Here is a 25,269-nt window from a genome sequence, read left to right as displayed (position 1 = left end):
GCGGGCCGCGCGGCCCTCGGCGCGCCCCTCGGTCTGGTGCTCGCCGTCCTGCCGGTCGCCCCGGCCGTCGCCCAGGGCGCGGACGCCGCGCCCTACGGCGAGCCGAGCACGCGGTGCGCGGTCACCGACCCGCGGCTGCCGGAGCTCTCCGGGCTGGCCAGCGCCGGCGACTCGATGCTGGCCATGAACGACGGGGGCGACCGTGCCGAGGTGTTCGTCCTCGACGGCGGCTGCGCGATCGGCGAGGTCCGCTCCGCCGACGTCGACCCCTACGACCCGGAGGACCTGGCGCTGGCCGGGGACGGGACGATCTGGCTGGCCGACACCGGGGACAACAACCAGACCCGGGAGACCGTGGCGCTCATCGGCCTCCGCCCGGACGGCAGCTCCACCCTGACCCGGCTCACCTACCCGGACGGCCCGCACGACGCCGAGGCCCTCCTGCTGGCGCCGGACGGCACGCCGTACGTGGTCACCAAGGAGGTGCTGGGGGCCAGCGCCGTCTACCGGCCCGACGGCCCGCTCGCCGACGACGCCACCGTGCCGATGAGCCAGGTGCTCCGGCTCGGGTTCACCCTCACCGGGACCCCCGGCGGCCCGGTGGGGCGCGCCGGGCAGCTGCTCGTCACCGGCGGGTCGGTCTCGCCCGACGGCCAGCGGATCGCGCTGCGCACCTACACCGACGCCTACGTCTGGCCGCTGGTCGGCTCCGACGTGGTCGGCGCACTGGGCGGCTCCCCGGTCCGGGTGCCGCTGCCGGACTCACCTCAGGGCGAGGCGATCACGTTCGCCGCGAACAGCCGTGACCTGCTGGTGTCGGGGGAGGGGCTGCCGGCCACGGTGACCCTGGTGCCCGCGTCCGGCGCGCTCGAGCCGGCCGCGGCGACCGGCCCGGCCGAGGACGCCTCGGCCGACGGCGGGCTCGCCCGCTCGGTGAGCCCGCTGACGGCCGGGCTGATCGCCGCCCTGGTCGCCACCACCCTGGTGTGGCTCGTCGGCCGCTTCCGCCGCCGCCAGCAAGGCTGACCACCCGGCCCCCTCTCAGGTCCCCGCCACGAGCCTGCGAGTGGTGGGGGGAGAGGGGGTCCTTCCTCAGACGCGGCGCAGGACGGTGACGACCCGGCCCAGGACGGTGGCGTCGTCGCCGGGGATCGGCTCGTACGCCTCGTTGTGCGGCATCAGCCAGACGTGCCCGTCGCGGCGCTTGTAGGTCTTCACCGTGGCCTCGCCGTCGATCATGGCGGCCACGATCTCGCCGTTCTCCGCGGTCGGCTGCTGGCGGACGACGACCCAGTCGCCGTCACAGATGGCGGCGTCGACCATCGAGTCACCGGCGACCTTGAGCATGAACAGCGTGCCCTCGCCGACCAGCTCGCGGGGGAGCGGGAAGACCTCCTCCACCGCCTGCTCGGCCAGCACCGGGCCACCCGCGGCGATCCGGCCGACCAGCGGCACGTAGGTCGGGCGGGGCGCGGCGGCCTCGTCCACGCCGCTGGCGCCACCGGAGGCCGCGAGCGGCCCGGCGGCGGGCTCGGCGGCCTCGGTCATGACGGCGGTCTCGCCGGGGAGCCGGACGTCGAGCGCCCGCGGGCGGTTCGGGTCGCGCCGCAGCCAGCCCTTGCGCTGCAGCACCGAGAGCTGGTGGGCCACCGAGGAGGCCGAGGAGAGCCCGACCGCCTCGCCGATCTCGCGGACCGAGGGCGGGTAGCCGCGGCGGTCGATGGAGTCGCGGATGACCTCGAGCACCCGGCGCTGCCGCTGGGTCAGCCCGTCGCCGGCCTCGCCGCGGTCGGGGAACTCCCGGATCGCCGCACCGGCGCCGGCCGCCCCCGTCTCCCCGGCGCGACCGCGCCGCGCGGAGCCCTTGCCACTGCCTGCCGTCGGGCCGTCGACCGCCATGTGTCCTCCTCGTCCGGCTGCCGGGGCAGCGGTTCCCGGGTGCGTCGCCGCACTCCGGGCGGGGCCGGCGCGGCGATCCCGATCTCGATCGCAGGTGAACGGTAGCGGGTCACACCCGTGTAGTTCAAACACCTGTTCGAAGAAGTCGGTGTCAGGGGCTGGACTTGTCGGTGGGATGCGGTAGACATCGCACAGACGTTCGAATCGAACAGGCGTTCGAGGGCAGTGCTCCACGCCTGGTCGGTCGCACGGCCCGTCCCGCCGCCCGGCACCGTCTGACCCCAGGAGCGCCCTCGTGACCAGCCCCCAGCGCCGTGTCCCTCCCCCCGTCGCGCCGCTGTCCGAGTTCCCGGCCGAGCGCCTCGCCTCCCGGCCGGTCGCCGTCCCGCCGGCGGCCGCGCGCTGCGGCGTGCCGGCCGGGCGCGGCCCCCGGGCGGCCGCGCCGGCGACCTCCCGGCGGGACCCGGCCCGACCGGGGGCCCGGCCGGCGTGGGCCGGTGCGCCGGCGTCCGGGCGCCCGGTCCGCGGGGGCTGCGCGGTCGAGGGCGGGGAGCGCCGCGCGGCGCCGGCGCGCGCGGTCGCCGGGTGGCGGCCGGCGCCCGACGAGTTCATCCCGGTCCGGCTCACCGAGCGGGGCCGCCGGGTGGTCGCCGGGCTGTCGATCGCGGTGGGGTTGTCCATCGCCGCGGCCACCGTGGTCACCGTCCAGCTCAACGCCGAGCGGGGTGGGCTGGAGCTGGCCGGGTCCTCGACCGTCGTGGTGCAGCCGGGCGACACGCTCTGGTCGCTGGCCCGGCAGGTGGCCCCCGAGGAGGACGCGCGGGCCGTGGTCGACGCCATCGTCGACCTCAACGGGCTCCGGGACGTCGACCTGCTGCCGGGTGCGGTGCTGCAGCTGCCGTGACGCCGGGTCGGAACGGGCCGGTCAGGCGCGTGGGACGGGCGGGGCGCACGCGACGGGGGAAGACGCGCCGGGGCCCAGAGGTTGTACCTGTAGTGGTGCGGGGTTAACCTCACCCCAACATCTTGTAGTGACAGAGATGTAAGTCAGTCCACAGGCGCTTCCCCAGGTCAACCCCAGGACATCCACCGGATGTCCCCCGGTCGGTCCACAGGGAGCGTCGGGCGGTCGCCCTCCACGGGCCGCCGATCGACGAGGAGGTGCCCCCGGTGCGTTGCCCGTTCTGCCACAGCCCAGACAGCCGGGTCATCGACTCACGCGAGACCGACGAGGGCGCGACGACACGCCGTCGCCGGTCCTGCCCGGTCTGCGGTCGGCGGTTCACGACCGTGGAGGAGCCCGTGCTGGCGGTCGTCAAGCGCAGCGGCGTCAGCGAGCCGTTCGACCGCAACAAGGTCATCGCCGGCGTCCGCCGGGCCTGCCAGGGCCGCCCGGTCGACGAGGGGCAGCTGGCCGTCCTCGCCGCCAAGGTCGAGGACGCGGTGCGCGCCACCGGCTCGGCCGAGGTGCCCAGCAACGAGGTGGGCCTCGCCATCCTCGGGCCGCTGCGCTACCTCGACGAGGTCGCCTACCTGCGCTTCGCCAGCGTCTACCGGTCCTTCAGCTCGGCGGCCGACTTCGAGAAGGAGATCGCCGAGCTCAAGCGGCTGCGTCCCGCGTCCACCGCCGGGGGCCCACCCGGCGAGGGCGCACCCGGCGACGACGCCGGGCCCGTTCCACCCAGCTAGCCCGCACTCCGCACCACCGGCTTCCGACGACGTCCGTCAGCCGCCACCCGCACGCCCGAACGCCAGACCAGGGAGCACGCCTTGACCGAGACAGCCGATCGCCTCTCGCCCAGCCGGAACCGTCGCACCGGCGGGAGCGGCAAGGCCACGACCCGCGGGAAGGGCCTCAAGGTCAAGCGCGTCTTCACCACGGCAGGGGTGCACCCCTACGACGAGGTCGTCTGGGAGCGCCGCGACGTCGTCATGACCAACTGGCGTGACGGCTCGATCAACTTCGAGCAGCGCGGCGTCGAGTTCCCGTCCGAGTGGAGCATCAACGCCACCAACATCGTCACCACCAAGTACTTCCGCGGCGCGGTCGGCAGCCCCCAGCGGGAGACCAGCCTCCGCCAGCTCATCGACCGCGTCGTCCTCACCTACGGCGCGGCCGGCCGTGAGCACGACTACTTCGCCTCCGAGGGCGACGCCGAGGTCTTCGAGCACGAGCTGACCTGGATGCTGCTGCACCAGGTGTTCAGCTTCAACTCCCCGGTCTGGTTCAACGTCGGCACCGCCTCGCCGCAGCAGGTCAGCGCCTGCTTCATCCTGGCCGTCGACGACACCATGGACTCGATCCTGAACTGGTACCGCGAGGAGGGGCTGATCTTCAAGGGCGGCTCGGGCGCCGGCCTCAACCTCTCCCGCATCCGCTCCTCCAAGGAGCTGCTGTCCTCCGGTGGCACCGCCTCCGGTCCGGTCTCCTTCATGCGCGGTGCCGACGCCTCGGCCGGCACCATCAAGTCCGGTGGCGCCACCCGCCGCGCGGCCAAGATGGTCGTCCTCGACATCGACCACCCCGACATCGAGGAGTTCATCGAGACCAAGGCGCGCGAGGAGGACAAGATCCGCGCGCTGCGCGACGCCGGGTACGACATGGACCTCGGCGGCCGGGACATCACCAGCGTCCAGTACCAGAACGCGAACAACTCGGTCCGGGTCAACGACGAGTTCATGCGTGCGGTCGAGAACGGCACCGACTTCGGGCTGCGCGCCCGCTCCGACGGCTCGGTGATCGAGACCGTCGACGCCCGTGAGCTGTTCGGCAAGGTCACCCAGGCGGCCTGGGAGTGCGCCGACCCGGGCATCCAGTACGACGACACGATCAACGACTGGCACACCAACCCGGAGACGGGCCGGATCAACGCCTCGAACCCGTGCTCGGAGTACATGAGCCTGGACAACAGCTCGTGCAACCTGGCGTCGCTGAACCTCATGAAGTTCCTCAAGGACGACGGCACGTTCGACTCGAAGACCTTCGTGAAGTCCGTCGAGCTGATCATCACCGCGATGGACATCTCGATCTGCTTCGCCGACTTCCCGACCGACCCGATCGGGGAGACCACCCGCGCCTACCGCCAGCTGGGCATCGGCTACGCCAACCTCGGCGCGATGCTGATGGCCACCGGCCACGCCTACGACTCGCGGGGCGGCCAGTCGCTGGCCGCGGCGATCACCTCGCTGATGACCGGCACCGCCTACCGCCGCTCGGCCGAGCTGGCCGGCGTCGTCGGCGCCTACGACGGGTTCGCCCGCAACGCCGACGCCCACGCCCGGGTCATGCGCAAGCACGCCGCGGCGAACGACGCGATCCGCCCGGTCGGCGCCGACGACGCCGACGTCCTCAAGGCCGCGACCGCCGAGTGGCAGGAGTGCCTGGCCATCGGTGCGGAGAACGGCTGGCGCAACGCGCAGGCCTCCGTGCTGGCCCCCACCGGCACCATCGGCTTCATGATGGACTGCGACACGACCGGCATCGAGCCGGACTTCTCGCTGGTCAAGTTCAAGAAGCTGGTCGGCGGCGGCTCGATGCAGATCGTCAACCAGACGGTCCCGCGGGCGCTGAAGAGCCTGGGCTACCAGGACGAGCAGGTCGAGGCGATCGTCGAGTACATCGCCGAGCACGGGCACGTCGTCGACGCCCCGACCCTGCGTCCCGAGCACTACGAGGTCTTCGACTGCGCGATGGGCGAGCGGTCCATCTCGCCGATGGGCCACGTCCGGATGATGGCGGCGGTCCAGCCGTTCATCTCCGGTGCGATCAGCAAGACGGTCAACATGCCGGAGTCGGCGACCGTCGAGGAGGTCGCGGACATCTACTTCCAGGGCTGGAAGATGGGCATCAAGGCCCTGGCCATCTACCGCGACAACTGCAAGGTCGGCCAGCCGCTGTCCGGTGGCAAGGGCAAGAACGACGGCACCAAGGCCGAGGTCGTGGCCGAGGTCGCGCCGACCACCGCGCTCGCCCACCCCGTGCGCAAGCGGCTGCCGAAGAAGCGGACCAGCGTCACCACGTCCTTCAGCGTCGCCGGCGCCGAGGGCTACATGACCGCCGGCATGTACGAGGACGGCAGCCTGGGTGAGGTCTTCCTCAAGCTGGGCAAGCAGGGCTCGACCCTGGCCGGTGTGATGGACGCCTTCTCGATCGGGATCTCCCTGGCGCTGCAGCACGGTGTGCCGCTGGAGACCTACATCCAGAAGTTCACCAACATGCGGTTCGAGCCGGCCGGCATGACCGACGACCCGGACATCCGGATCGCCCAGTCGGTGATGGACTACATCTTCCGTCGCCTGGCGCTGGACCACCTGCCGGTCGAGACCCGGGCGGGCCTCGGCATCCTGAACGCCGAGGAGCGGGCTGCGCAGGTCTCCGGCTCCTACGGCTCCTCGGCCTCGACCCCCACGGTTGCGGAGGACGAGGACGTCGACCTGGTGCAGCTGCGGGGTTCGGCCCCGATCGAGACGGCCAAGGTGGAGGAGAAGGTGACCCCGGCCGGCCCGAAGTCGGTCAAGGAGGCCCACTCCTCGGCCGAGCTGCTCGAGCTGGTCACCGGAACGGCCACCGACGCGCCGCTGTGCATGACCTGCGGCACGAAGATGCGGCCGGCCGGCAGCTGCTACGTCTGCGAGGGCTGCGGCTCCACCAGCGGCTGCAGCTGACAGCAGCGCCCGCCGGGGCGCCGGCCGGATCCTCGGCTGGTGGCCCGGCGGGCTCCCGCTGACCTCCCTCGCGGGGGTCGGCGGCACACACCGCAGGCACGACGCACACAGAGCCGCCCCGACCCCTCCGAAGGCCGGGGCGGCTCTGTGCGCTCCGACCGGCTGCTTCGGCGAGCCGCCGGCTCGCCGCGCGCGGGCTGACCGGCGGCGGTCAGGTGCCGGGCGCCTGGAAGGCGGCGCGCCCGGCACGCACCCTGGCCAGGACGGACTGCAGCTCGTCCTGGTCGAACAGCTGGTGGGTGCCCAGGCTGCGGACCGTGCCCGTGCTCGCCGAGGTGAGCGTGACCGCGGCCGCAGTCTGGGCGTCCGGCGCCTCCAGGACCACCATGCCGTCCGCCTCACCGAGCATCCAGTACAGGGCCTCCAGCCGGGCGCCGACGGCCTCCGCCGACGCGCGCACGGCGGCCGTGCGGTCACCGGGCTGCTCGACCATGCGGCCCCAGGTCTCCGGGGTGTAGGCGAAGAAGATGACGAACCTGGGCATCGGGACCACCTCGTCGTGGGTCGTGGAGGCACCGAGTCCAGCAGCGGGTGCGGCCGGGCGGCCGGCCCGCCGGCGCGCCTTCCGTGGCGCGCTGCCGGCCGGGACGCGGTGCAACTCCCTGAGCGCCGTCCGCTGTCGTGCGCGAGCCGTCGGGGACCGGAGGTCGTCGTGGCCTGGTTCGATCGTCAGGATGGGGGCAGCATCGCCGCGGCGATGGGCCCGTTCACCCCCGAGAGGACCGCCTTCCCGCGATGAGCCACCCGTCGGACGAGGGACCGTTCTTCCACGGTACGAAGGCCGATCTGCCGGCCGGCGACCTCCTGACACCGGGGTTCCGGTCGAACTACCGCCCTGATGTGGTGATGAACCACATCTACTTCACCGCGCTGCGTGACGGAGCCGGCCTCGCTGCAGAACTCGCGGTCGGTGACGGCCTCCCGCGCGTCTACGCGGTCGTGCCCACGGGAGCGTTCGAGGACGACCCCAACGTGACCGACAGGAAGTTCCCGGGCAACCCCACCCGGTCCTACCGCAGCAGCGCCCCGCTCAGGGTCATCGGTGAGGTCACCGACTGGACGCGGCTGACGCCCGAGGCGCTGCAGGTGTGGCGGGACCGGCTGTCGGCGCTCCGTGCCGACGAGCGCGGCGAGATCATCAACTGAGGGGCCGCACGCGGCCGCCGGCTGGACGGTCGGGGACGCTCATCTTCCGAGGCGGAGGCCGCAGATGACCCACCAGGACGGACGACCGCACCCCGACGCGGAGGCGTGGTTGGCCGCGGCGAGCGTCGATGCGGCGGTGTTCGAGCTGCAGCCGGACTACCGAGCGCTGCTAGTGACCGGCGACGGCCTCCGTGGCGGGCCCAGCGACGAGGTCAGCGAGCGCGTCCTCACCGCCGCGGAGGCCACCGCCCGCCGGCTGCTCGACGGTCGGAGGCCGGAGCAGCTGCCGCACCCGGCCGCCTGGCGGGAGGCCTACCGCGCGTTCGGTGCCAAGCCGCAGCGCACCCGGCCCAGCGTCGAGGCCCTCCTGCGCCGCCTCGAGCCCGGCGGGCTGCCGCGCATCGACCGGATCACCGACGTCTACAACGCCGTGTCCATCGCGCACCTGCTCCCGCTGGGCGGGGAGGACCGCGCCGCCTACGCCGGGCCGCCCCGGCTGGTCCGCGCCGCCGGCGACGAGCCCTTCGACACCACCGCCGCCGGCGAGCCCGCCGTCGAGCACCCCGAACCCGGTGAGGTCGTCTGGCGCGACCAGCTCGGCGTCACCTGCCGTCGCTGGAACTGGCGGCAGGGCGTCCGCACCCGGATCACCACCGACACCAGCAGCGCCGTCTTCATCCTCGACGCCCTCGACCCGCTGACCGATGAGGAGGTGCAGGCCGCGGCCGACGCCCTCACCGACGGCCTGCTCGCGCTCAGCCGGGACGCCGTCGTCCACCGCCGGCAGATCGGCGCCGCCGACCGCCCGAAGAGGAGCTGACCGGCGTCCGCTCGGGGCCATGTTGGCCAACATGGCCCCGACGGTCAGGCGGTGCGGCCGCGGCGGCGGGCCTCCACGTAGCCCGCGGGCATCCCGGGGCCGGGGCGGGCCTGCACGTCGTCCGGGTCGTGCGTCCCGCACGTCGTGCAGACGCTCCGCGACTCGACCGCGCCGCCGCACCCCGCGTGGGTGTAGAGGATCGGCGGCTCGCCGGTCCCGGCCCACCGGTCGCCCCACTGCGTGAGCGCGACGATCGAGGTGGACAGGTCGCGGCCCATCGGCGTCAGCACGTAGTCGAACTGCTCGGGCTGGTCGGCGTACCGCCGGCGCTCCATCAGCCCCGCGGTGACGAAGGCGTCGAGCCTGGCCGCCAGCACGTTGGGCGCGATGCCCAGGCCGCGCTGGAAGTCGCTGAACCGGGTCACGCCGGCGAACAGCGCGTCCCGGACGATCAGCAGGCTCCACCGCTCGCCCACCACCTCCAGGGCGCGGGCCATCGAGCACACCTCGCGGTCGTACGTCTTCCCGAGCATGCGAGCAGAGTACTTGCTTCACGCTAGCTCCTGCCCGTAGCGTGACTTGCATCATGAAAGCAGGCATGTCGGACCGGCGAGCGAACCGGACGGCACGGACGAGAGGTGCACCTCCCATGGACACCAGCCTCAGCTACACCTTCACCGTCGAGCAGACCCCGGAGCAGGCCTTCGCCGCGATCACCGACGTCCGCGCCTGGTGGTCGGGGACCATCACCGGCCCGACCGACGAGCTGGGCGCCGTCTTCAGCTACACCGTCCCGGACATCCACTGGTCGGAGTTCCGGATCACCGAGCTCGAGCCGGGCCGCCGGGTGGCCTGGCTGGTGACCGACAGCTGGCTGAGCTTCCCGGCGGACAAGGAGGAGTGGACCGGGACGACCGTCGTCTTCGACATCACCGAGCGCGACGGGTCGACCGAGGTCCGCTTCACCCACGAGGGGCTGTACCCGCAGGCCGAGTGCTACCAGGTCTGCTCCCGCGCCTGGGGCGAGTACGTCACCGGCAGCCTCCGCACCCTCATCGCCGCCGGGGCCGGCCGGCCGAACTCCTTCGAGGGCCCGGAGGCGCTGGCGGCGGCCCAGACGGGCGCTGCGTTCAGCTGACACCCGGGGCGGCGCCGGGACCGGCGCCGCCCCGGAGTTCAGCCCGGGGCGCCGACCGGCGGCGGGGTCACCGGCGTCCCGCGAGGAGCCGGCGGGACCGGGACGGCCGGCGTCCCGCCCGGGTCGTCACCGCCCAGGTCGAGCCGGAACGGTGGGTAGCGGTCGGTCATCAGCCCCGCGTAGGCGGCGACCCGGAGCACCCACCGGTCCATGCCCATCACGAAGTCGTACAGCGGCCGGGGGTAGCGGCCGGTGATCAGCAGCACGATGGCGGCGATCAGCACCAGCAGCCCGACCAGGCCCCCGCCGGCGGTCCAGCTGTCGTCCCACCCGTCGGCACCGCCGGTGCCCAGCCACCACCCACCGCCGATGAAGACGGCGAGGACGAGGTAGTGCGGGATGGCCAGCAGCCACGACTTGACCAGGACGAGCCCCCGGGACAACCGCTCGGGGTAGGGGACGTCGAGGTGCGCCGGGTAGTCGGGCACCTCGGCGAGGGTGAACGGCGGGTAGCGGTCGGTGCCCAGCGCTCCGTAGCCGTAGTAGTGCACCCGCCAGGTCCAGCGCAGCACCCCGACGTTGAAGTCGAACAGGTCCCGGGGGTAGCGACCGGTCACCAGGATCGCGAAGAACGCGACCACGCTGAGCACGAAGAAGCCGAGCCAGAGGAAGAACAGCACGATGGCGTGCGGGATCAGCAGCAGCCACTTGACCAGCCACAGCCACCGCGAGGTCGCGGGGTCCAGCACGGCGTCCACACGGACGGGGTAGGGGCTTCGGTTCTCGGTCACTCCGGCCTCCTCGAGGCCGAGGTCCGCACCGGGGCGGACGGAGAGCGGGGAGTCGACCCGGGGCGGCGTCCCCGTCCAGCGTCCCGGGACCCCCGCGCCAGGACGGATGTCCTCGCGGAGGACGACGCTTCTCCCGGTGCCCGGGGGCGTCAAGGGGGCCGTGCGCCCCGTGATCCTGACGTGCGGTCGGGCCTGCCGGGCGCGGGGGCCGCCGTCCCCTAGCCTCGGCGCGTGCGTCAGCTGCTCCGGTTCGCCTGGCTCGAGGCGCAGTGCTGCCTGTTCGCCGTCCTCTTCTTCCTCGGCCTGGCGCTCGTCCGGGTCCTGCCGCTCCCGGTCGACCCGGCCGACGCGCTGCTGGCCTGGTGCCTGGCGGTGACGCTGGGGCTGTGGCTCGTGGGCTGGGAGACCGGCCGGGAGGTCGCCGTCATCTTCGGCTTCCACCTGGTCGGGCTGGCCCTCGAGCTGTTCAAGGTCCGGCAGGGCTCCTGGTCCTACCCCGACACCGGGCACGCGGCGATCGGCGGCGTCCCGCTGTACAGCGGGTTCATGTACGCCGCTGTCGGCAGCTACGTCTGCCAGGCCTGGCGCCGGTTCGACCTGCGCATCACCGGCTACCGGCCGCGTGCGACGGCCGGGGTGGCCGGCCTGGTCTACCTGAACTTCTTCACCTCGCACGTCACCTGGGACGTGCGGCTGCCGCTGGCCCTCGCGCTGCTGGTCGTCACCCGGCGCACCTGGGTGCACTTCACCGTCGGCCGCCGTCGCTACGCGATGCCGCTCGCGCTGTCCTTCGGCCTGATCGGCTTCTTCCTGTGGGTCGCCGAGAACGCCGCCACCTGGCTGCGCGCCTGGCAGTACCCGTCGCAGGAGTCGGTGTGGACGCTGGTGCACGCGGCCAAGCTCGGCTCGTGGTCGCTGCTCGTCGTGGTGAGCATCGTGCTGGTGGCCGGGGTGAAGTCCCGTGAGGGCCGGCTCTACGGGGACGCCGGCGACCTCACCGTCCAGCGTGCCTACGACGCACCGCCGCGGCCGGCCGAGCGGGAGCGGGCGCCGGCGCGCTGAGCCGGCTCAGACCTGGGTGGCGCAGAACGGGTGGCCCACCGGGTCGGCGTAGACCCGGAACAGGTCCTCGGGGTGGCCCTCCTCCGCCGGCGACCCGGTCAGCGCCCGGGCACCGCAGGCCAGCAGGTGCGCGTGCCCCGCGGCCAGGTCCGGGACGGCGACGTCCAGGTGCACCCGGGCGCCGGTGCGCCAGGGCGGCACGGCCGCGGGGGAGCGCTGGAAGGCCAGCCGGGTGCCGCCGCCCGGCGGGAGCAGCACCAGCCACTCGTCGCCGTCCGGGTCGTCCTGCTCGTGGCCCGGCGCGTAGGCCCAGCCGAGCGCCCGGCGGTAGAACTCGGCCAGCGCCCGGGGCTCCGGGCAGTCCAGCGTGACCTCGAACAGCGCCAGGGGTCCCATGGCGCGCGACCGTAGCGCCGGCCGGTCTGCGCCGGGACCTCGACGGCGGGCGCCCGGTGGGTGTAGATCATCCTCGATGACGATCTCGCTGGCCGGCCTGGACATGCCGGTGCTGGTGCCGGCGGGCGTGCCTCCCCGGTCCCTCTCCCTGCTCGCCGCCGCCCGCGGCACCGCCGCGCCGGGCGCACCCTCCTGGTGGGAGGACGTCAGCGTCGGCCCCGTCCCGCCGCCGGGCACCCCGCCGGACGCGCCACCGGCCTGGTCGGTGCGCACCATCGCCCGGCGCGGGTGCCGCCCCGACGCGGACGGCGGCTGGACCGTCGACGGCAGCCTGCGCGGCGTCGCCGAGACGGCGGTGACCAGCATGCTGCTCAAGCTGATCCCGCACGCCGCGTCGGCCGAGGACACGCTGCGCTGGACCCAGCAGGCCGGGGTGACCGGCCGGACCGTCGCTGCCCGGCTGGACGACGTCCGCAGCTGGCCGCGCACCACCATGGACGTCGACGGCCACCCGTTCCTGCTCTGGCTGCACCAGCGCGCCGAGGGGTTCGCCGGCGTCGCCGACCTCGGCGCCTGCCGGGTGGTGCTGCACGGCCGGCGTCCGCCACCGGCCTGGCGGTTCACCCTGCTGCCCGCCGCGACGGCGCGGAGCGCGCTGAGCACCTGACCCGACCGTGGCACGGCGGGACCATGCCGCGCCTCTTCCGCCCGTGGCCGGGGAATGGGACGCTCTCGGCCCACAACTCGTCCCGAGGAGCCCGGTGCCGTCTGCCCGCGTGCGTCGACCAGGGCGGCGCAGCACCGGCGTCGCGGCCCTCGTCGCCGCTGTCCTGTCCACCTCCGGGTGCGGCTTCCTCGACGCGGTGGCCCACCCCGAGGCGGCCCCGGTGCCTCCCGTGAGCAGCGCGGACGGCACCGTCGCCCCGGCGGCGCCGCCGGTCCGGTACCCGGTCCCGCTGGCGGCCGCCACCCTCACCGGGGGTCGTGCCGCCGGGTCGCTGACCGTCTCGGTCGACCGGGTGCGGACCGGGATCGGGCCGTCGATCCCGCAGCTGGCCGACGACTGCGGGCTGGACACCACGGCGGTGCAGACGGTGCCGGTCGTGCTCACCTTCGAGACGTCGTCTCCGCTCGCCGGCGGTCTCGCAGCGCACCTGACGGTGACCCCGGGACCGGGGACCCCGGCCGGCACCGGTCCGATCGGGGTCTTCTTCGAACCGGCCACGGCGGACGAGACCTACTGCCCGGACGCCCCGCTGCTGCCGACGACCGACTCCTTCCACGCGCGCGGCACGCCCCGGGTGACCGGGTACGTCGTGCTCGACCGGGCGGTCACCGCGGCGACCCCGCAGGGCCGCGACGACGTCCTGCGGACGCTGCAGGCGCGCATCTCCGACCTCCGGCTGCGGACCGACGCCGACGTCGAGCAGCCGCTGTCGGTGGGCGCGGTGACCCAGGGTGAGGTGTGCCCCGACGACCCGGACGCGCTCTGCGTGCCGCTGGGCTGACGGTCAGCCGGTGAGCTCGCTCGGGACGGTGATGACGTCGACCATGGCCCCGTGCCGGACGACGGTCACCGGCAGCGGCTCGCCGATCGCCTCGGCGAACAGCAGCCGCTGCAGGCTCTGCGCCGAGGCCACCGGCGCCCGGCCGGCCTCCAGCACCAGGTCGCCGGGCTTGAGCCCGGCCCGGTCGGCCGGGGAGCCGGCGATCACGTCGAGCACCTGCAGCCCGCGCCGCTGGCCGGTCCGCGCCGCGAGGTCGGCCGGCAGCGGCACCGGGCTGCTGACCAGCCCCAGGTAGGCCCGCCGCACCCGGCCGTCGCGCAGCAGCGTCTCCACGATCCGCCGGCTGGTGTCGTTGACCGGCACGGCCAGGCCCAGACCCCAGCCGGCCACCGCGGTGTTGATCCCGACGACCCGGCCGCGGGCGTCGGCCAGGGCGCCGCCGGAGTTGCCCGGGTTCAGCGCGGCGTCGGTCTGGATGACGTCCTCGACCACCCGGGCCGTGCGCCCGTCGCGGGTGGGCAGCGAGCGGCCCAGCGCGCTCACCACCCCAGCGGTGACCGAGCCGGCCAGCCCGAACGGGTTGCCCACCGCGACCACCAGCTGACCGACCTGCAGCGTGGCGGCGTCGCCGAGCACCGCCGGTGGGGGAGTGGCGCCGCGGGCGCGGACCACGGCCAGGTCCGACAGCGGGTCCGCGCCCACGACCTCGACCGGTGCCTCCGAGCCGTCGCTGAACACCGCCCGCCCGCCGGTGGACCGGGCGACGACGTGCGCGTTGGTCAGCAGCAGCCCGTCGTCGCTGACGACGACGCCGGAGCCCGCGCCGCCCCGGCCGCCGGGCCCGCTCACCTCCAGCGCGGCCACGTGCGGCGCCATCTCCGCGGCCACCGTGGTCACCACCCGCGAGTAGGCGTCCAGCGCCGGCTCGGTGTCGTGCTCGTCCGCCAGGCCCATCCGTGCCCCCTGATTACTCACTTACGTGTGATCAGTAGACGCCCGATGGTGGCGTGGTGGGGTCCTGCCGGTCACGCCAGGAGCGAACAGCGGTCAGCCCATCGTCTTCTGGCCGTCGATCGACTCCCGCAGGATGTCCGCGTGCCCGGCGTGCTGGGCGGTCTCGGCGATCACGTGCAGGAACACCCGGCGGGCCGAGCGGGTGGCGCCCGGGGTGAACCACGGCGCCTCGGGCAGCGGGTGCGTCACGTCGAGGTCCAGGGTGCGCACCAGCTCGTCGGTGCGCTCCGCCACCTCGGCGTACGCGGCCAGCAGCCCGCCCAGGGTCTCGGTCGGCAGCATCACGAACTCCGCGGCCCAGTCGGCGGCCGTCGACTCGTCGAAGGTGGGGAACGTCGCGGGGCCGGCGACGGCGAACTCGGCCCACATCTTCTCGGTGGCGGTGACGTGCTTGACCAGCCCGCCGAGCGTCAACTCGCTGGCGGTCGGCCGGAGCCGGGCCTGCTCCTCGGTCAGCCCCTGGACGGTGCGGGTCAGAAACCAGCGGTGGCTGCCCAGTGCGTCGAGCAGGTCGGCCCGCTCGCCGGTGGCGGTGGTGGTGGCCTCGGTCGTGGTCATCGGTCTGCCTCTCGTCGGTTCGAACTCGTACGGACGACGCTAGGGGCCATCGGTGCCAGATCCTGGCCGCGATCCGGGAGACTCTCGTGCCATGACCGATCCGACGTCCCGCGCCCTCCGGTTGCTCACCCTGCTCCAGGGACGCCGGGACTGGGCCGGCGCCGACCTCGCCGGCCGGCTGGACGTCTCGCTCCGCACGCTGCGCCGCGACGTCGAGCGGCTGCGCGAGCTCGGCTACCCGGTGGAGGCCCGGCCCGGGGTCGAGGGCGGCTACCGGCTGGCCGCCGGGGCCGCGCTGCCGCCGCTGGTGCTCGACGACGACGAGGCGGTGGCGCTCGTCGTCGGCCTGCAGGCAGCGGCGGCCGGGGTGGTCGCCGGGATGGCCGAGCCCTCGGTGCGGGCGCTGACCAAGGTGGTGCCGGTGCTCCCCGCCCGGCTGCGCCGCCGGGTGGACGCGCTGCGGGCCGTCACGGTGCCGGCGCCGCCGTGGTCCGACGGCGGGCCGGAGGTCGACCCGCAGGCGCTCGTGGAGGTGGCGCAGGCGTGCCGGGAGACCCGGCGGCTGGAGTTCGCCTACACCCGGGCGTCCGGGGAGGCGGGTGCCCGGCTGGTCGAACCGCACCGCCTGGTGCCGCTCGGCCGGCGCTGGTACCTGGTCGCCTACGACCCCGCCCGCGGGGACTGGCGGAGCTTCCGGCTGGACCGGATGACCGGCGTGGCCGGCACCGGGGCCCGGTTCGCGCCCCGGCCGCTGCCCGCCGCGGACGCCGCCGCCTTCGTCCGCGCCGGCCTGGACCAGTTCCGGGTGAGCCGCGCGGTGGAGGCGGTGGTCGAGGCGCCGGCGGCGGTGGTGCGGGACCGGGTGGGCCGCTGGGCGCAGGTCTCCGACGAGGGCCCGGACCGCTGCCGGCTGCGGATGGACACCGACTCGCTGGACTGGCCGGTGCTGGTGCTCGGCGCCGTGCGGGCGGAGTTCACCGTGGTCGCCCCGGACGAGCTGCGCGAGCGGCTGGGGGAGTGGTCGCAGCGCTTCGCCCGGGCGCTCACCCGCGACGCCGCGGGCTTCCGGCCGGACCCGGTGGGGTAGCGGCGGGCCATGACCGAGAGCCCCCAGCCAAGCACCGCCGTCGTCACCGGCTCCGAGTCCGGCATCGGCCGGGCCACCGCCGTCGCCCTCGCCGAGGCCGGCTGCGACGTCGGCGTCACCTGGTACCAGGAGGAGGCCGCCGCGCAGGCGACCGCCGAGGAGGTCCGCCGCACCGGCCGCCGCGCCGAGGTGCGCCACCTCGACCTCACCCGGCTGCCGGACGCCGCGGACGTCGTCGACGAGCTGGCCGAGGCGCTCGGCGGCCTGGACGTGCTGGTCAACTGCGCCGGGACCGGGCACAGCACCGCCCTGCTCGACACCGGCTACGACACCTGGCGCACCGTGCTCGCCACCGACCTCGACGGCGCCTTCCTGTGCCTGCAGCGCGCGGCGCGGCGGATGGTCGCCGCCGGGCGCGGCGGCCGGATCGTCAACATCACCAGCGTCCACGAGCACCAGCCGCGGGTGGGGGCGGCCGCCTACTGCGCCGCCAAGGGCGGGCTCGGCCTGCTCACCCGGGTGGCCGCCCTGGAGCTCGCCGAGCACGGCATCACGGTCAACGCCGTCGCCCCCGGCGAGATCGCCACCCCGATGACCGGGCAGGAGGACGAGAACCCGACCGCGCCGGGGAAGCACCGCCCGGGCGTCCCGCTCGGCCGCCCCGGCGACGCCCGGGAGGTCGCCGCGGTGGTCGCCTTCCTCGCCTCACCGGCCGCGGCCTACGTCACCGGGGCCTCCTGGGCGGTCGACGGCGGCATGCTGCAGATGGGGCCGACGGCCGGCTCGCACATGACCGCCGACGACTGGCGCCGTCCCTGACCGGCGGCGAGGAGGAGCAGCGGTGGACGACGACGCGCTGGACGAGGTCGCCGAGGAGCTCTACGGCGTCCCGCCCGAGGAGTTCGTCGCGGCCCGCACCGCCGCCCGCGACCGGGCCAAGGGGCAGGACAAGGAGCTGGCCAAGGCGGTCGCCGCGCTGCCCAAGCCGACGACCGCGGCCTGGGTCTGCAACCTGCTCGTCCGCCGCCGGCCCGAGGAGGTCAGCCAGCTCCGCGAGGTCGGCGAGATGCTGCGCCAGGCCCAGCAGGCGCTGTCCGGGCCCGAGCTCCGCCAGCTCGGCCAGCAGCGCAACCAGGTGGTGGCCGCGCTGGCCAGGCAGGCCCGCGGGCTGGCCCACGCGGAGGGCCACGACGTCAGCAGCGCCGTCGCCGAGCAGGTGGAGAGCACGCTGCGGGCGGCCGTCGTCGACCCGGACGCCGGGGAGGCGCTGGCCGCTGGCCGGCTGACCACCGCGCTGACCTACAGCGGCCTCGGGCCGGTCGACCTCAGCGGTGCCCTGGCGACGCCGGTGCGCTCCGCGCCCGCCCCCGGCGCGCCGCGGAGCCGGAGGAGCCGGCGGAGGACGGCGCGGACCGGCGCCGCCGCGAGGCCGAGGAGCGCCGGCAGCGCGAGCTCGAGCAGGCCCGCCGCGATGCCGAGGAGGCCGCCGGGGTCGCCCGCGATGCGGCGGCGACGGCGGCGGCGGCCGAGCAGGAGCTCACCGAGGCGCAGCAGCGGCGCGAGGAGCTGCGCCGGCGGGCCGACGAGCTCGAGAAGGAGCTGCGCCGGGCCGAGCGGGAGGCCACCGAGGCGGCCACCCGCGCCCAGCAGACCGAGCGGCGGCGGGACGCCGCCGTCCGCCGGTCGGAGACGGCCGCGGCGATCCGGGACCGGTCGGCCGCCCGGGTGGCGGACCTGGAGGCAGGGGGGCGCTGAGCGCCGGTCAGCGGCTCCGGCGGGCGCGCTTGCCCTCGTACAGCCGGACGTCGGCGCGCTGCAGCAGCTCGGTCAGCGAGTCCCCGCGGTCCGCGGTCGCCGTGCCGACCGACCACCCGACCGGCAGGCCGCCGTCCAGGCGCTGCAGCACGTCGACGGCGGTGCGGGCGTCCGTGCCCGGCAGGCAGAGCACGAACTCGTCCCCGCCGTACCGGCCCAGCAGGTCCGAGGTCCGCAGCCGGGTCCGCCAGGCGGTCGCGACCTGGCGCAGCAGCCGGTCGCCGGCGCCGTGCCCGTCGCGGTCGTTGACCTCCTTGAACCCGTCGAGGTCGAGGATCGCGACGGTCAGCGGCTCGCCGGTGCGCGCCGCCCGGGCCAGGTCGCGGGTCGCCTCCGCCTCCCAGGCGCGCCGGTTGGCCACGCCGGTGAGCGGGTCGACGGAGGCCTGGGTGCGCAGCCGGCCGATCAGCCGGCCGTGCGACTCGGTGACCACCAGCGCGGTGATCACGGCGATCGACCACGGCAGCAGGAAGCCCGAGGGGCGGGCGGCGAGCGCGCCGGCGGTGGCCGCCCCGACCGCGAGCAGCACCTGCGCCCGCGCCGCTGGGAGGGGGAGGAAGTGGGCCGCGTACAGGCCGGTGCACAGCAGCACCGGCCCGAGGCCGATGACCCCCTCGGCGGTGGCCGACCGGGCGGCGAGCAGGCCCAGCAGCAGCGAGAACAGGGCCAGCGCGGCCTGCTGGGCCGGTGCGGGCAACCGCTCGCCGGCGGTCACCAGCAGCGCGGCCACGGTCAGGCCGACCCCGGCCAGCACCCAGGCGAGCCCCACCGGGGTGTCCGGGCTCATCGGCCACAGCGCGCCGACCGCGCAGAGCAGCCCGCCGGCACCGTGCAGCAGCGCGAGCAGCCCCACGTGCGGCGGCAGCCTGCTGCCTGTCGTGTCCTCGTCCATGTCAGCGGGAGGATCGGCCGGACCGGTGGTCGGCGAGACCCGGCGCGGGGCTGCGGCGACCCGTCCGGGTGAGGTCGGCTGCGGGCCCCTGGCACCCTGGACCCCGGCCGGCGGGGTCGCCGGAGCAGCTCAGGACAGGGACGAGGCGAGGGGCACAGATGGCACTGCTCGAGGACGGCGCATGGCGGGGCAAGGTCTGGACGGGGGCCTGGACCGACGGCAGCGGCGGCACCTACACCGCGGTCGAGCCGGCCACCGGGGACGAGCTGGGGGAGGTCGGCCAGGCCACCCCCGCCGACGTGGAGAAGGCCGGCGCGCGGGCGGTGCAGGCGCAGCGGGCGTGGGCGGCCCTGCCGTTCGAGCAGCGCGCCGCCGTCCTGCGCCGGGCCGGCGACCTGCTCACGGCCAACGCCGAGGAGATCAAGGGCTGGCTGGCGCGGGAGTCCGGGTCGATCCTGCCCTTCGGCGACTTCCAGGTGCACACCAGCGCGCAGGAGTGCTACGAGGCCTCGGCGCTGCCCAGCCACCCCTACGGTGAGCTGCTGCGCACCGGGTCGCCGCGGCTGTCCTTCGCCCGCCGGGTGCCGGCCGGGGTCGTCGGCGTCATCGCCCCGTTCAACGTGCCGACGATCCTGGCGATCCGCGCCATCGCCCCGGCGCTGGCGCTGGGCAACGCGGTGGTCCTCAAGCCCGACCCGCGGACGGCGATCTCCGGCGGCGCGGTGTTCGCCCGGGTGTTCGAGGAGGCCGGCGTGCCGGCCGGGGTGTTCCAGGTGCTGCCCGGCGGCGCCGACGTCGGCGAGGCGCTGGTGGTCGACCCGGCGGTCCGGGTCATCGCGTTCACCGGTTCCACGAAGGCCGGCCGGGCGGTGGGTGCGCTGGCCGGTCAGCACCTCAAGCGGGCGCACCTGGAGCTCGGCGGGAACTCCGCGCTGATCGTGATGCCCGACGTCGACGTCACGGCGGCGGCGTCGGTCGGCGCGTGGGGGACCTTCGCCCACTCCGGGCAGATCTGCATGGCGACGTCCCGGCACCTGGTGCACGCCTCGATCGCCGAGGAGTACACGGCGGTGCTCGCCAGCAAGGTGGAGCACCTGCCGGTGGGCGACCCGTTCCGGGAGCAGGTCGCGCTCGGGCCGATCATCGACGCCGGCCAGCGGGACCGGGTGCACGGCCTGGTCACCGCCAGCGTCGAGGCCGGCGCCACCGTGCGCACCGGGGGCACCTACGAGGGGCTGTTCTACCGGCCGACGGTGCTCGGCGACGTGCCGGTCGACGCGCCCGCCTACCAGCAGGAGATCTTCGGCCCGGTCGCCCCGGTGACGCCGTTCTCCTCGGTCGACGAGGTCGCGGCGCTGGCCGCCGGCACCGAGTACGGGCTCTCACTGGGCATCCTGACCCGCGACGTCTACGCCGGGCTGCAGCTGGCCGAGCGCATCCCGGCCGGGCTGGTGCACATCAACGACCAGACGGTCAACGACGAGGCGGTCGCCCCGTTCGGCGGCGTCGGCGCCTCGGGCACCGGCTCCCGGCACGGCGGTCCGCAGGCCAACATCGAGGCGTTCACCGAGACCCAGTGGGTCACGCTGCGCGGGGACCTGCCGAGCTACCCGTTCTGACCCCGGCACGACCGAGGCCCGGCCCCCGCGTGCTGCGGGGGGCCGGGCCTCGGCCGTACGGGCTGGGTCAGGCGGACTCGCGCCCGGTCGCGTCGACCGCCACCAGGGCGTCCTTGCGGCCGCCGGTCTTGGAGACCTCGAAGGACGAGCCGAGCTCCTCCAGGGCCAGCCGGCCGTAGACCTGCTGCTGGGTGGCCGTGCGCTGCCCGCGGCCGCGGCCCAGGAAGCTGACCGCCCAGCCGAGCGCGGTGGTGAAGCGGCTCTTGAAGCCCACGACGTAGAAGATGTGCACGACCAACCACATCACCCAGGCGATGAAGCCGGTGAACTTGAGCTTGCCCAGGTCGGCGACCGCGGCGAACCGCGCGACCGTCGCCATGCTGCCCTTGTCGTGGTAGTGGAACTCCGGCGCGGTCGGGCGGCCGGCGGCACGGGCCTTGACGGCGTCCGCGGCGAAGCGCCCGCCCTGGATGGCCACCTGGGCCACGCCGGGGAGCCGGTTCAGCGAGATCATGTCGCCGACGACGTGCACCTCGGGGTGCCCGGGGAGGGTGAGGTCGGGCTGCACGGAGACCCGGCCGGCCCGGTCGACCGCCGCGCCGGACTGTTCGCCGAGCAGCTTGCCCAGCGCACTGGCCTGCACGCCGGCGGCCCAGATCTTGGTCGCGGAGTGGATGCGGCGCTCGTGCCCGTCGCCGTCCTTGACCACGATGCCGTCGGCGTCGACGTTGGTGACCATCGCGCCGAGCTGGACCTCGACGCCGATCTCGTTGAGCCGCTTGTGCGCGTTCTGGCCGAGGGAGTCGGCGAACGGCGGCAGCACCTTGGGCGCGGCGTCGAGCAGGATCACCCGGGCGCTGGTCGGGTCGATGTTGCGGAAGTCGCGGCGCAGCGTGCGGCGGGCCAGCTCGGCGATCTGGCCGGCCATCTCCACCCCGGTCGGGCCGGCGCCGACCACGACGAAGGTCAGCAGGCGGTCGATCTCGGCCGGGTCGGTGGCCAGCTCGGCCAGCTCGAAGGCGCCGAAGATCCGGCCGCGCAGCTCGAGGGCGTCGTCGATGCTCTTCATGCCGGGGGCGTACTCGGCGAACTGGTCGTTGCCGAAGTAGGACTGCCCGGCGCCGGCGGCGACGATCAGCTCGTCGTACTCGTGCACCGTGGTGCGGCCGAGCACGACCGAGGTGACGGTGCGGGCGGCGAGGTCGATGTCGGTGACCTCACCGAGGACGACGCGCGCGTTGTCCTGCCGGGAGAGGATCTCCCGGGTGGCCGGGGCGATCTCGCCCTCGGAGAGGATGCCGGTGGCCACCTGGTAGAGCAGCGGCTGGAAGAGGTGGTGGGTCGTCTTGCCGATGAGCGTGACGTCGACAGGGGCCTTCTTGAGCCGCTGGGCGGCGAAGAGACCGCCGAACCCCGACCCGACGATGACGACCCGGGGTCGCTGTCCGGTGGGCTGGGTCGCGGTGGTCACGGTGCCTCCTGATATGTCGTCATGATGACTCATCATCCCACCGCGCTGTGGGCTGCTGCGCTCGACCTCCGCCGGGTGGCGTGGTGAGCTCCACCTGGGTCAGCGCTGCCGGGTCGGCAGGTGTTCCCAGGATCGTGTGCGTGCCAGGCCTGGGCCTGGACGGGCGCTCCTCCGCTCGACTGCGACGGCGCAGCAGCGGGACGGTGGCCATTCTGCCCGGTATGGGGCTGCGCCGCTCCGTCGGCACGCTGCCCGAGCTGGCCGAGGGGCTCCGCGCGCAGCTCGGCAGCGGGCCGGTGGTGCTGGTCGGGCACTCGCAGAGCTGCCAGGTGGTGGTCGCGGCCGCCGAGGCGGACCCGCGGGTGGCCGGCCTGCTGCTGCTCGGCCCGACCACCGACCCGCGGCTGCGCCGGCCCACCGTGCTGGCGGCCCGCTGGGTGCGCACCGCGCTCCGCGAGCCCTGGTGGCAGCTGCCGCTGGTGCTGGCCCAGTGGCTGCACACCGGCCCGGTGGCGATGGCCGCGCTGTGGCGGCGGGCCTCCCGCGACCGGGTCGACGAGCGGCTGCGCCGGGTCGGCGTCCCGGTCGTCGTCGTCCGCGGGGAGCGGGACGCGCTGTGCCCGCACGACTGGGCCGCCCACCTGGCCCGGTGCGCGCCCCGGGGCCGGCTCGTCGAGCTCCCCGGGGCGGCGCACATGACCCCGCAGACCCACCCCGCCGCCGTCGCCGAACTGGTCGGCGAGCTGGTGGGGTGCCTCCGCGGGGCGGCCGACTAGGAGACGGCGACGGCCTCGCGGCGCGCCTCGGCGGCGATCCCGGCCTGCTTGGCAGCCTTCCGGCTGGCCCGCTTGCTCACCTTGGCGGCCTTGCGGGCCTGCGCCTGGCGGGCCTGCTTGGCCTTGGCCCGGGCGGCCCGGCGGTCGACGACGGTGTCACCGGCCGTGCGCGACTGCCGGTCGAGGAGCCCCTGGGTGAGAAGGCCGATCCCGATGCCCAGCATCCAGACGTCCTTGGCGATGGGCAGGCCCTCCTGGGTGGGGGCCACGCTCCGGCCGGGCTTGGTCATCCCCGGGGTGCGCAGGTAGAGGCCCAGCAGGCCCGAGGAGAAGCCGGTCAGGGCCGCGCCGGCGACCGCGGTCGGCACGAACGGGGTCAGCAGCAGCGCACCGACGCTGATCTCGGCCGTGGACAGCACCTTGGCGAAGGTGGCCGGGGGGACGTCCTTGAGGAACGGGTAGGTGCCGGCGGCGAAGCCGTGCAGCCCGGCCGCGGTGCCCTCGTCGGCGCCGCGCTTGCCGAGGCCGGAGTTGAGGATGAACGCGCCGGTCGCGACGCGGGGCGCGATCTCGGCGGGGGTGATGGGCAGGCGCATGGTGGACCTCACTGGCGACGGGGATGGTGCAGTGCTCAAGCACCATCGTCGTCGCCCGGTCCGCCACCCGCGACCGGGGGGTGGGACGGGACCGGGCCGGCGGCGACCCTCTGCGAGGAGGGCCACCGCCGGCCCGGGTGGTCGGGGTGGGGTCAGCGACCGGAGCGGCCGCGCCCCCGGCCGGCGCCGCTGGGTGCCTGGCCGGCGCGCGCGGCGAGCTCGGCGCGGGTGCGCGCCGGGCCGGCCGACCGGGTCTGCCCGCCGCGCCCGCCACCGGAGGACGACGCGGTCGAGGCCGACGACGTGCCGGCACCGCCGGACCGGCGGCGGCGGCCGCCGTTGGCGCCACCGCCGCTGCCCTGCGGCTGCGGTGCGGCCACCGGGGCGGGCTCGACGAACGGCGCGGCCGGGCCGGTCAGCGCGGTGATCTCCCGGGCGCCCGGCTTGATCGCCGAGACCTCCGGGGTGATGCCGGCCTGGCGGGCCAGGGTGCGCACCTCGGCGGCCTGGTCGGGCGTGGCGATGGTGACCACGGTGCCGCCGGCACCGGCGCGGGCGGTCCGGCCCGAGCGGTGCAGGTAGGCCTTGTGCTCGGCCGGCGGATCGACGTGCACCACGATCGCGACGTCGTCGACGTGGATGCCGCGGGCGGCGATGTCGGTCGCGCAGAGCACCCGGGTCTCGCCGGTGCTGAACGCCTCGAGGTTGCGCTCGCGGGCGTTCTGGCTCAGGTTGCCGTGCAGGTCGACGGCGGGCACGCCGGCCGCGGTCAGCTGCTTGGCCAGCTTCTTCGCCTGGTGCTTGGTCCGGGTGAACAGCACGCTGCGGCCCAGGCCCGAGGCGAGCTCCTTGACGATCTGGGACTTGTCCAGCGGGTCGACCCGGAACACGTGGTGGGTCATCGTGGAGACCGGGGCGACGGCCGGGTCGACCGAGTGCGTGGTCGGCCGGTCCAGGTAGCGCTTGATCAGCACGTCGACGCCGTTGTCCAGCGTGGCGGAGAACAGCAGCCGCTGACCGACCTTCGGGGTGCGGTCCAGCAGGCGCTTGACGCCGGGCAGGAAGCCCAGGTCGGCCATGTGGTCGGCCTCGTCGAGGATGGTGATCTCGACGGCGCCCAGGTCGGCGTGGCCCTGACCGATGAGGTCCTCGAGCCGGCCGGGGCAGGCGATGAGCACGTCGACGCCGGCGGCCAGCGCCTGCACCTGCGGGTTCTGCCCGACCCCGCCGAACACGACGGTCGAGCGCATGCCCAGCGCGCGGGCCAGCGGGTCGACGACCGCGTTGACCTGGTTGGCCAGCTCGCGGGTCGGCACCAGGATCAGCGAGCGCGGGCGCTTGGGCTGCCGCTTGCTGGTGGAGGCGGCGAGCCGGGCGACCAGCGGGAGGGAGAACGCCAGCGTCTTGCCCGAGCCGGTGCGGCCGCGGCCGAGCACGTCGCGGCCGGCCAGCGTGTCGGGCAGCGTGGCGACCTGGATCGGGAACGGCGCGTCGATGCCGCTGGCGGTGAGCACCTCGACCAGCGGGGCCGGGACGCCGAGGGCGGCGAAGGTGGTGTCGGTGGCGACGACGGTGGCCTCGTCGCCGACCGGGACGACCGGGGCGACGGGGACCTGCTCGTCGGCGCGGGCCGGGGTGCGCGGCGCGGGCTGCTGGCCCTCGGGGCGGGGTCCGGTGCCGCGGCCGCGGCCACCGCGGCGGCGGCGCGCGCCCTCGGTGTCACCGGTGGGCCCGGCGGCGGGGGCGCCGCGGAAGGCGGGGGAGGCGCCGGTCGCGCCGGGCGCGGCGGCGGGGCGGGTGGCGCGACGGCGCGGGCGGTCAGCGCCGTCGTTCTGGGCAGGGGTGTGCTGGCTGGAAGTCATACGTGGTTCCTCAACAGTCCGGTGGCCACCGTTCATCCACCGGGTGCGGGGCCGCCTCGGTGGGGCCGCATCGCTCGTCCGGGTCGGACGTCGG

26 protein-coding genes are annotated in these 25,269 nt (G+C 75.1%); 14 read left to right on the top strand and 12 right to left on the bottom strand.

Annotated elements, in window-relative coordinates:
• Positions 1-36: 36 nt before the first annotated feature.
• Positions 37-1,026: a hypothetical protein gene (locus tag MODMU_RS20260; protein ID WP_014742248.1), complete on the top strand. Its 990-nt coding sequence runs from the start codon at positions 37-39 to the stop codon at positions 1,024-1,026.
• Between the two features lie 66 nt (positions 1,027-1,092).
• On the opposite strand, the gene lexA is transcribed toward MODMU_RS20260, so the two are convergent.
• Positions 1,093-1,899 carry a transcriptional repressor LexA gene (gene lexA / locus MODMU_RS20255; protein ID WP_014742247.1) on the bottom strand — a complete coding sequence of 269 codons (807 nt, stop codon included), beginning with the start codon at positions 1,897-1,899 and terminating at the stop codon, positions 1,093-1,095.
• Between the two features lie 295 nt (positions 1,900-2,194).
• On the opposite strand from lexA, the gene MODMU_RS29175 reads away from it, so the two are divergent.
• From MODMU_RS29175 to MODMU_RS20240, 3 genes are all read left to right on the top strand, one after another.
• Positions 2,195-2,803 (top strand): LysM peptidoglycan-binding domain-containing protein, encoded by a 609-nt coding sequence (locus MODMU_RS29175; RefSeq protein WP_014742246.1) that lies wholly within the window; start codon positions 2,195-2,197, stop codon positions 2,801-2,803.
• Between the two features lie 257 nt (positions 2,804-3,060).
• Positions 3,061-3,588: a transcriptional regulator NrdR gene (nrdR, locus tag MODMU_RS20245; RefSeq protein WP_331437088.1), complete on the top strand. Its 528-nt coding sequence runs from the start codon at positions 3,061-3,063 to the stop codon at positions 3,586-3,588.
• A gap of 81 nt (positions 3,589-3,669) precedes the next feature.
• Entirely contained in the window at positions 3,670-6,564 is a 2,895-nt protein-coding gene (locus MODMU_RS20240) for a vitamin B12-dependent ribonucleotide reductase (RefSeq protein WP_014742244.1), read from the top strand.
• 211 nt (positions 6,565-6,775) lie between these two features.
• On the opposite strand, the gene MODMU_RS20235 is transcribed toward MODMU_RS20240, so the two are convergent.
• The gene (locus MODMU_RS20235; RefSeq protein ID WP_014742243.1) at positions 6,776-7,108 is read right to left on the bottom strand and encodes a GYD domain-containing protein; all 333 of its coding nucleotides are present in this window, start codon (positions 7,106-7,108) and stop codon (positions 6,776-6,778) included.
• Between the two features lie 251 nt (positions 7,109-7,359).
• Between MODMU_RS20235 and arr the strand changes: the two genes are divergently transcribed.
• A complete protein-coding gene (gene arr / locus MODMU_RS20230; RefSeq protein ID WP_014742242.1) occupies positions 7,360-7,770 on the top strand; it encodes an NAD(+)--rifampin ADP-ribosyltransferase in 411 nt (136 codons plus the stop codon).
• 64 nt (positions 7,771-7,834) lie between these two features.
• Complete coding sequence (locus MODMU_RS20225; RefSeq protein ID WP_014742241.1) at positions 7,835-8,590, top strand: B3/B4 domain-containing protein; 756 nt, start codon at positions 7,835-7,837, stop codon at positions 8,588-8,590.
• 44 nt (positions 8,591-8,634) lie between these two features.
• Here MODMU_RS20225 and MODMU_RS20220 read toward each other — a convergent pair whose 3' ends face one another.
• Positions 8,635-9,123, bottom strand: a complete 489-nt coding sequence (locus tag MODMU_RS20220) for a winged helix-turn-helix transcriptional regulator (protein ID WP_014742240.1) — start codon at positions 9,121-9,123, stop codon at positions 8,635-8,637.
• Positions 9,124-9,239: 116 nt separating this feature from the next.
• Here MODMU_RS20220 and MODMU_RS20215 point away from each other — a divergent pair, with 116 nt between their 5' ends.
• Complete coding sequence (locus tag MODMU_RS20215) at positions 9,240-9,728, top strand: SRPBCC family protein (RefSeq protein WP_014742239.1); 489 nt, start codon at positions 9,240-9,242, stop codon at positions 9,726-9,728.
• A gap of 38 nt (positions 9,729-9,766) precedes the next feature.
• On the opposite strand, the gene MODMU_RS20210 is transcribed toward MODMU_RS20215, so the two are convergent.
• Positions 9,767-10,519: a DUF4389 domain-containing protein gene (locus MODMU_RS20210; protein WP_014742238.1), complete on the bottom strand. Its 753-nt coding sequence runs from the start codon at positions 10,517-10,519 to the stop codon at positions 9,767-9,769.
• A 231-nt stretch (positions 10,520-10,750) separates the two neighbouring features.
• On the opposite strand from MODMU_RS20210, the gene MODMU_RS20205 reads away from it, so the two are divergent.
• Complete coding sequence (locus MODMU_RS20205; RefSeq protein WP_014742237.1) at positions 10,751-11,581, top strand: DUF817 domain-containing protein; 831 nt, start codon at positions 10,751-10,753, stop codon at positions 11,579-11,581.
• Positions 11,582-11,587: 6 nt separating this feature from the next.
• On the opposite strand, the gene MODMU_RS20200 is transcribed toward MODMU_RS20205, so the two are convergent.
• Positions 11,588-11,977: a VOC family protein gene (locus MODMU_RS20200; protein ID WP_014742236.1), complete on the bottom strand. Its 390-nt coding sequence runs from the start codon at positions 11,975-11,977 to the stop codon at positions 11,588-11,590.
• Positions 11,978-12,053: 76 nt separating this feature from the next.
• On the opposite strand from MODMU_RS20200, the gene MODMU_RS20195 reads away from it, so the two are divergent.
• On the top strand, positions 12,054-12,644 hold the full coding sequence (locus MODMU_RS20195) for a hypothetical protein (RefSeq protein WP_014742235.1): 591 nt from the start codon (positions 12,054-12,056) through the stop codon (positions 12,642-12,644).
• A gap of 109 nt (positions 12,645-12,753) precedes the next feature.
• Positions 12,754-13,485 (top strand): hypothetical protein, encoded by a 732-nt coding sequence (locus MODMU_RS20190; RefSeq protein WP_041795485.1) that lies wholly within the window; start codon positions 12,754-12,756, stop codon positions 13,483-13,485.
• A 3-nt stretch (positions 13,486-13,488) separates the two neighbouring features.
• On the opposite strand, the gene MODMU_RS20185 is transcribed toward MODMU_RS20190, so the two are convergent.
• Both MODMU_RS20185 and MODMU_RS20180 read right to left on the bottom strand, forming a co-directional pair.
• Positions 13,489-14,439, bottom strand: coding sequence for a S1C family serine protease (locus MODMU_RS20185; RefSeq protein ID WP_014742233.1), 951 nt, complete (start codon positions 14,437-14,439; stop codon positions 13,489-13,491).
• Between the two features lie 93 nt (positions 14,440-14,532).
• The gene (locus MODMU_RS20180; RefSeq protein ID WP_014742232.1) at positions 14,533-15,057 is read right to left on the bottom strand and encodes a DinB family protein; all 525 of its coding nucleotides are present in this window, start codon (positions 15,055-15,057) and stop codon (positions 14,533-14,535) included.
• A gap of 91 nt (positions 15,058-15,148) precedes the next feature.
• On the opposite strand from MODMU_RS20180, the gene MODMU_RS20175 reads away from it, so the two are divergent.
• Both MODMU_RS20175 and MODMU_RS20170 read left to right on the top strand, forming a co-directional pair.
• Entirely contained in the window at positions 15,149-16,144 is a 996-nt protein-coding gene (locus MODMU_RS20175; RefSeq protein ID WP_014742231.1) for a helix-turn-helix transcriptional regulator, read from the top strand.
• 9 nt (positions 16,145-16,153) lie between these two features.
• Entirely contained in the window at positions 16,154-16,963 is an 810-nt protein-coding gene (locus MODMU_RS20170) for an SDR family oxidoreductase (RefSeq protein ID WP_014742230.1), read from the top strand.
• Between the two features lie 60 nt (positions 16,964-17,023).
• Here MODMU_RS20170 and MODMU_RS20165 read toward each other — a convergent pair whose 3' ends face one another.
• Positions 17,024-17,434: a hypothetical protein gene (locus MODMU_RS20165; protein ID WP_041795484.1), complete on the bottom strand. Its 411-nt coding sequence runs from the start codon at positions 17,432-17,434 to the stop codon at positions 17,024-17,026.
• Between the two features lie 472 nt (positions 17,435-17,906).
• The gene (locus tag MODMU_RS27300) at positions 17,907-18,851 is read right to left on the bottom strand and encodes a GGDEF domain-containing protein (protein ID WP_014742229.1); all 945 of its coding nucleotides are present in this window, start codon (positions 18,849-18,851) and stop codon (positions 17,907-17,909) included.
• Positions 18,852-19,009: 158 nt separating this feature from the next.
• Between MODMU_RS27300 and MODMU_RS20155 the strand changes: the two genes are divergently transcribed.
• Positions 19,010-20,470 (top strand): benzaldehyde dehydrogenase, encoded by a 1,461-nt coding sequence (locus MODMU_RS20155; RefSeq protein WP_014742228.1) that lies wholly within the window; start codon positions 19,010-19,012, stop codon positions 20,468-20,470.
• 67 nt (positions 20,471-20,537) lie between these two features.
• Here MODMU_RS20155 and MODMU_RS20150 read toward each other — a convergent pair whose 3' ends face one another.
• Positions 20,538-21,941: an NAD(P)/FAD-dependent oxidoreductase gene (locus MODMU_RS20150; protein WP_014742227.1), complete on the bottom strand. Its 1,404-nt coding sequence runs from the start codon at positions 21,939-21,941 to the stop codon at positions 20,538-20,540.
• A 47-nt stretch (positions 21,942-21,988) separates the two neighbouring features.
• Between MODMU_RS20150 and MODMU_RS20145 the strand changes: the two genes are divergently transcribed.
• Positions 21,989-22,717: an alpha/beta fold hydrolase gene (locus tag MODMU_RS20145; RefSeq protein WP_331437087.1), complete on the top strand. Its 729-nt coding sequence runs from the start codon at positions 21,989-21,991 to the stop codon at positions 22,715-22,717.
• On the opposite strand, the gene MODMU_RS20140 is transcribed toward MODMU_RS20145, so the two are convergent.
• Positions 22,714-23,313, bottom strand: coding sequence for a hypothetical protein (locus tag MODMU_RS20140; RefSeq protein ID WP_014742226.1), 600 nt, complete (start codon positions 23,311-23,313; stop codon positions 22,714-22,716). The genes MODMU_RS20145 and MODMU_RS20140 overlap by 4 nt on opposite strands.
• A gap of 152 nt (positions 23,314-23,465) precedes the next feature.
• Positions 23,466-25,175 carry a DEAD/DEAH box helicase gene (locus MODMU_RS20135; protein WP_014742225.1) on the bottom strand — a complete coding sequence of 570 codons (1,710 nt, stop codon included), beginning with the start codon at positions 25,173-25,175 and terminating at the stop codon, positions 23,466-23,468.
• Positions 25,176-25,269: the final 94 nt, after the last annotated feature.

It is taken from the genome of Modestobacter italicus (genome assembly GCF_000306785.1).
GTDB lineage: Bacteria > Actinomycetota > Actinomycetes > Mycobacteriales > Geodermatophilaceae > Modestobacter > Modestobacter italicus.
The sequence above is the reverse complement of the archived record's forward strand: the minus strand, read 5'-3'. Positions and strand labels throughout refer to the sequence as shown.

Excerpts from the sequence above, each read along its gene's own strand:
- MODMU_RS20155 (WP_014742228.1), top strand. The coding sequence starts at position 19,010 with ATGGCACTGCTCGAGGACGGCGCATGGCGGGGCAAGGTCTGGACGGGG.
- MODMU_RS20225 (WP_014742241.1), top strand. The coding sequence starts at position 7,835 with ATGACCCACCAGGACGGACGACCGCACCCCGACGCGGAGGCGTGGTTG.
- MODMU_RS27300 (WP_014742229.1), bottom strand. The coding sequence starts at position 18,851 with ATGGACGAGGACACGACAGGCAGCAGGCTGCCGCCGCACGTGGGGCTG.
- MODMU_RS20220 (WP_014742240.1), bottom strand. The coding sequence starts at position 9,123 with ATGCTCGGGAAGACGTACGACCGCGAGGTGTGCTCGATGGCCCGCGCC.
- lexA (WP_014742247.1), bottom strand. The coding sequence starts at position 1,899 with ATGGCGGTCGACGGCCCGACGGCAGGCAGTGGCAAGGGCTCCGCGCGG.
- MODMU_RS20185 (WP_014742233.1), bottom strand. The coding sequence starts at position 14,439 with ATGGGCCTGGCGGACGAGCACGACACCGAGCCGGCGCTGGACGCCTAC.
- MODMU_RS20180 (WP_014742232.1), bottom strand. The coding sequence starts at position 15,057 with ATGACCACGACCGAGGCCACCACCACCGCCACCGGCGAGCGGGCCGAC.
- MODMU_RS20195 (WP_014742235.1), top strand. The coding sequence starts at position 12,054 with ATGACGATCTCGCTGGCCGGCCTGGACATGCCGGTGCTGGTGCCGGCG.
- MODMU_RS20135 (WP_014742225.1), bottom strand. The coding sequence starts at position 25,175 with ATGACTTCCAGCCAGCACACCCCTGCCCAGAACGACGGCGCTGACCGC.
- arr (WP_014742242.1), top strand. The coding sequence starts at position 7,360 with ATGAGCCACCCGTCGGACGAGGGACCGTTCTTCCACGGTACGAAGGCC.
- MODMU_RS20235 (WP_014742243.1), bottom strand. The coding sequence starts at position 7,108 with ATGCCCAGGTTCGTCATCTTCTTCGCCTACACCCCGGAGACCTGGGGC.
- MODMU_RS20175 (WP_014742231.1), top strand. The coding sequence starts at position 15,149 with ATGACCGATCCGACGTCCCGCGCCCTCCGGTTGCTCACCCTGCTCCAG.
- MODMU_RS20170 (WP_014742230.1), top strand. The coding sequence starts at position 16,154 with ATGACCGAGAGCCCCCAGCCAAGCACCGCCGTCGTCACCGGCTCCGAG.
- MODMU_RS20215 (WP_014742239.1), top strand. The coding sequence starts at position 9,240 with ATGGACACCAGCCTCAGCTACACCTTCACCGTCGAGCAGACCCCGGAG.
- MODMU_RS20140 (WP_014742226.1), bottom strand. The coding sequence starts at position 23,313 with ATGCGCCTGCCCATCACCCCCGCCGAGATCGCGCCCCGCGTCGCGACC.
- MODMU_RS20200 (WP_014742236.1), bottom strand. The coding sequence starts at position 11,977 with ATGGGACCCCTGGCGCTGTTCGAGGTCACGCTGGACTGCCCGGAGCCC.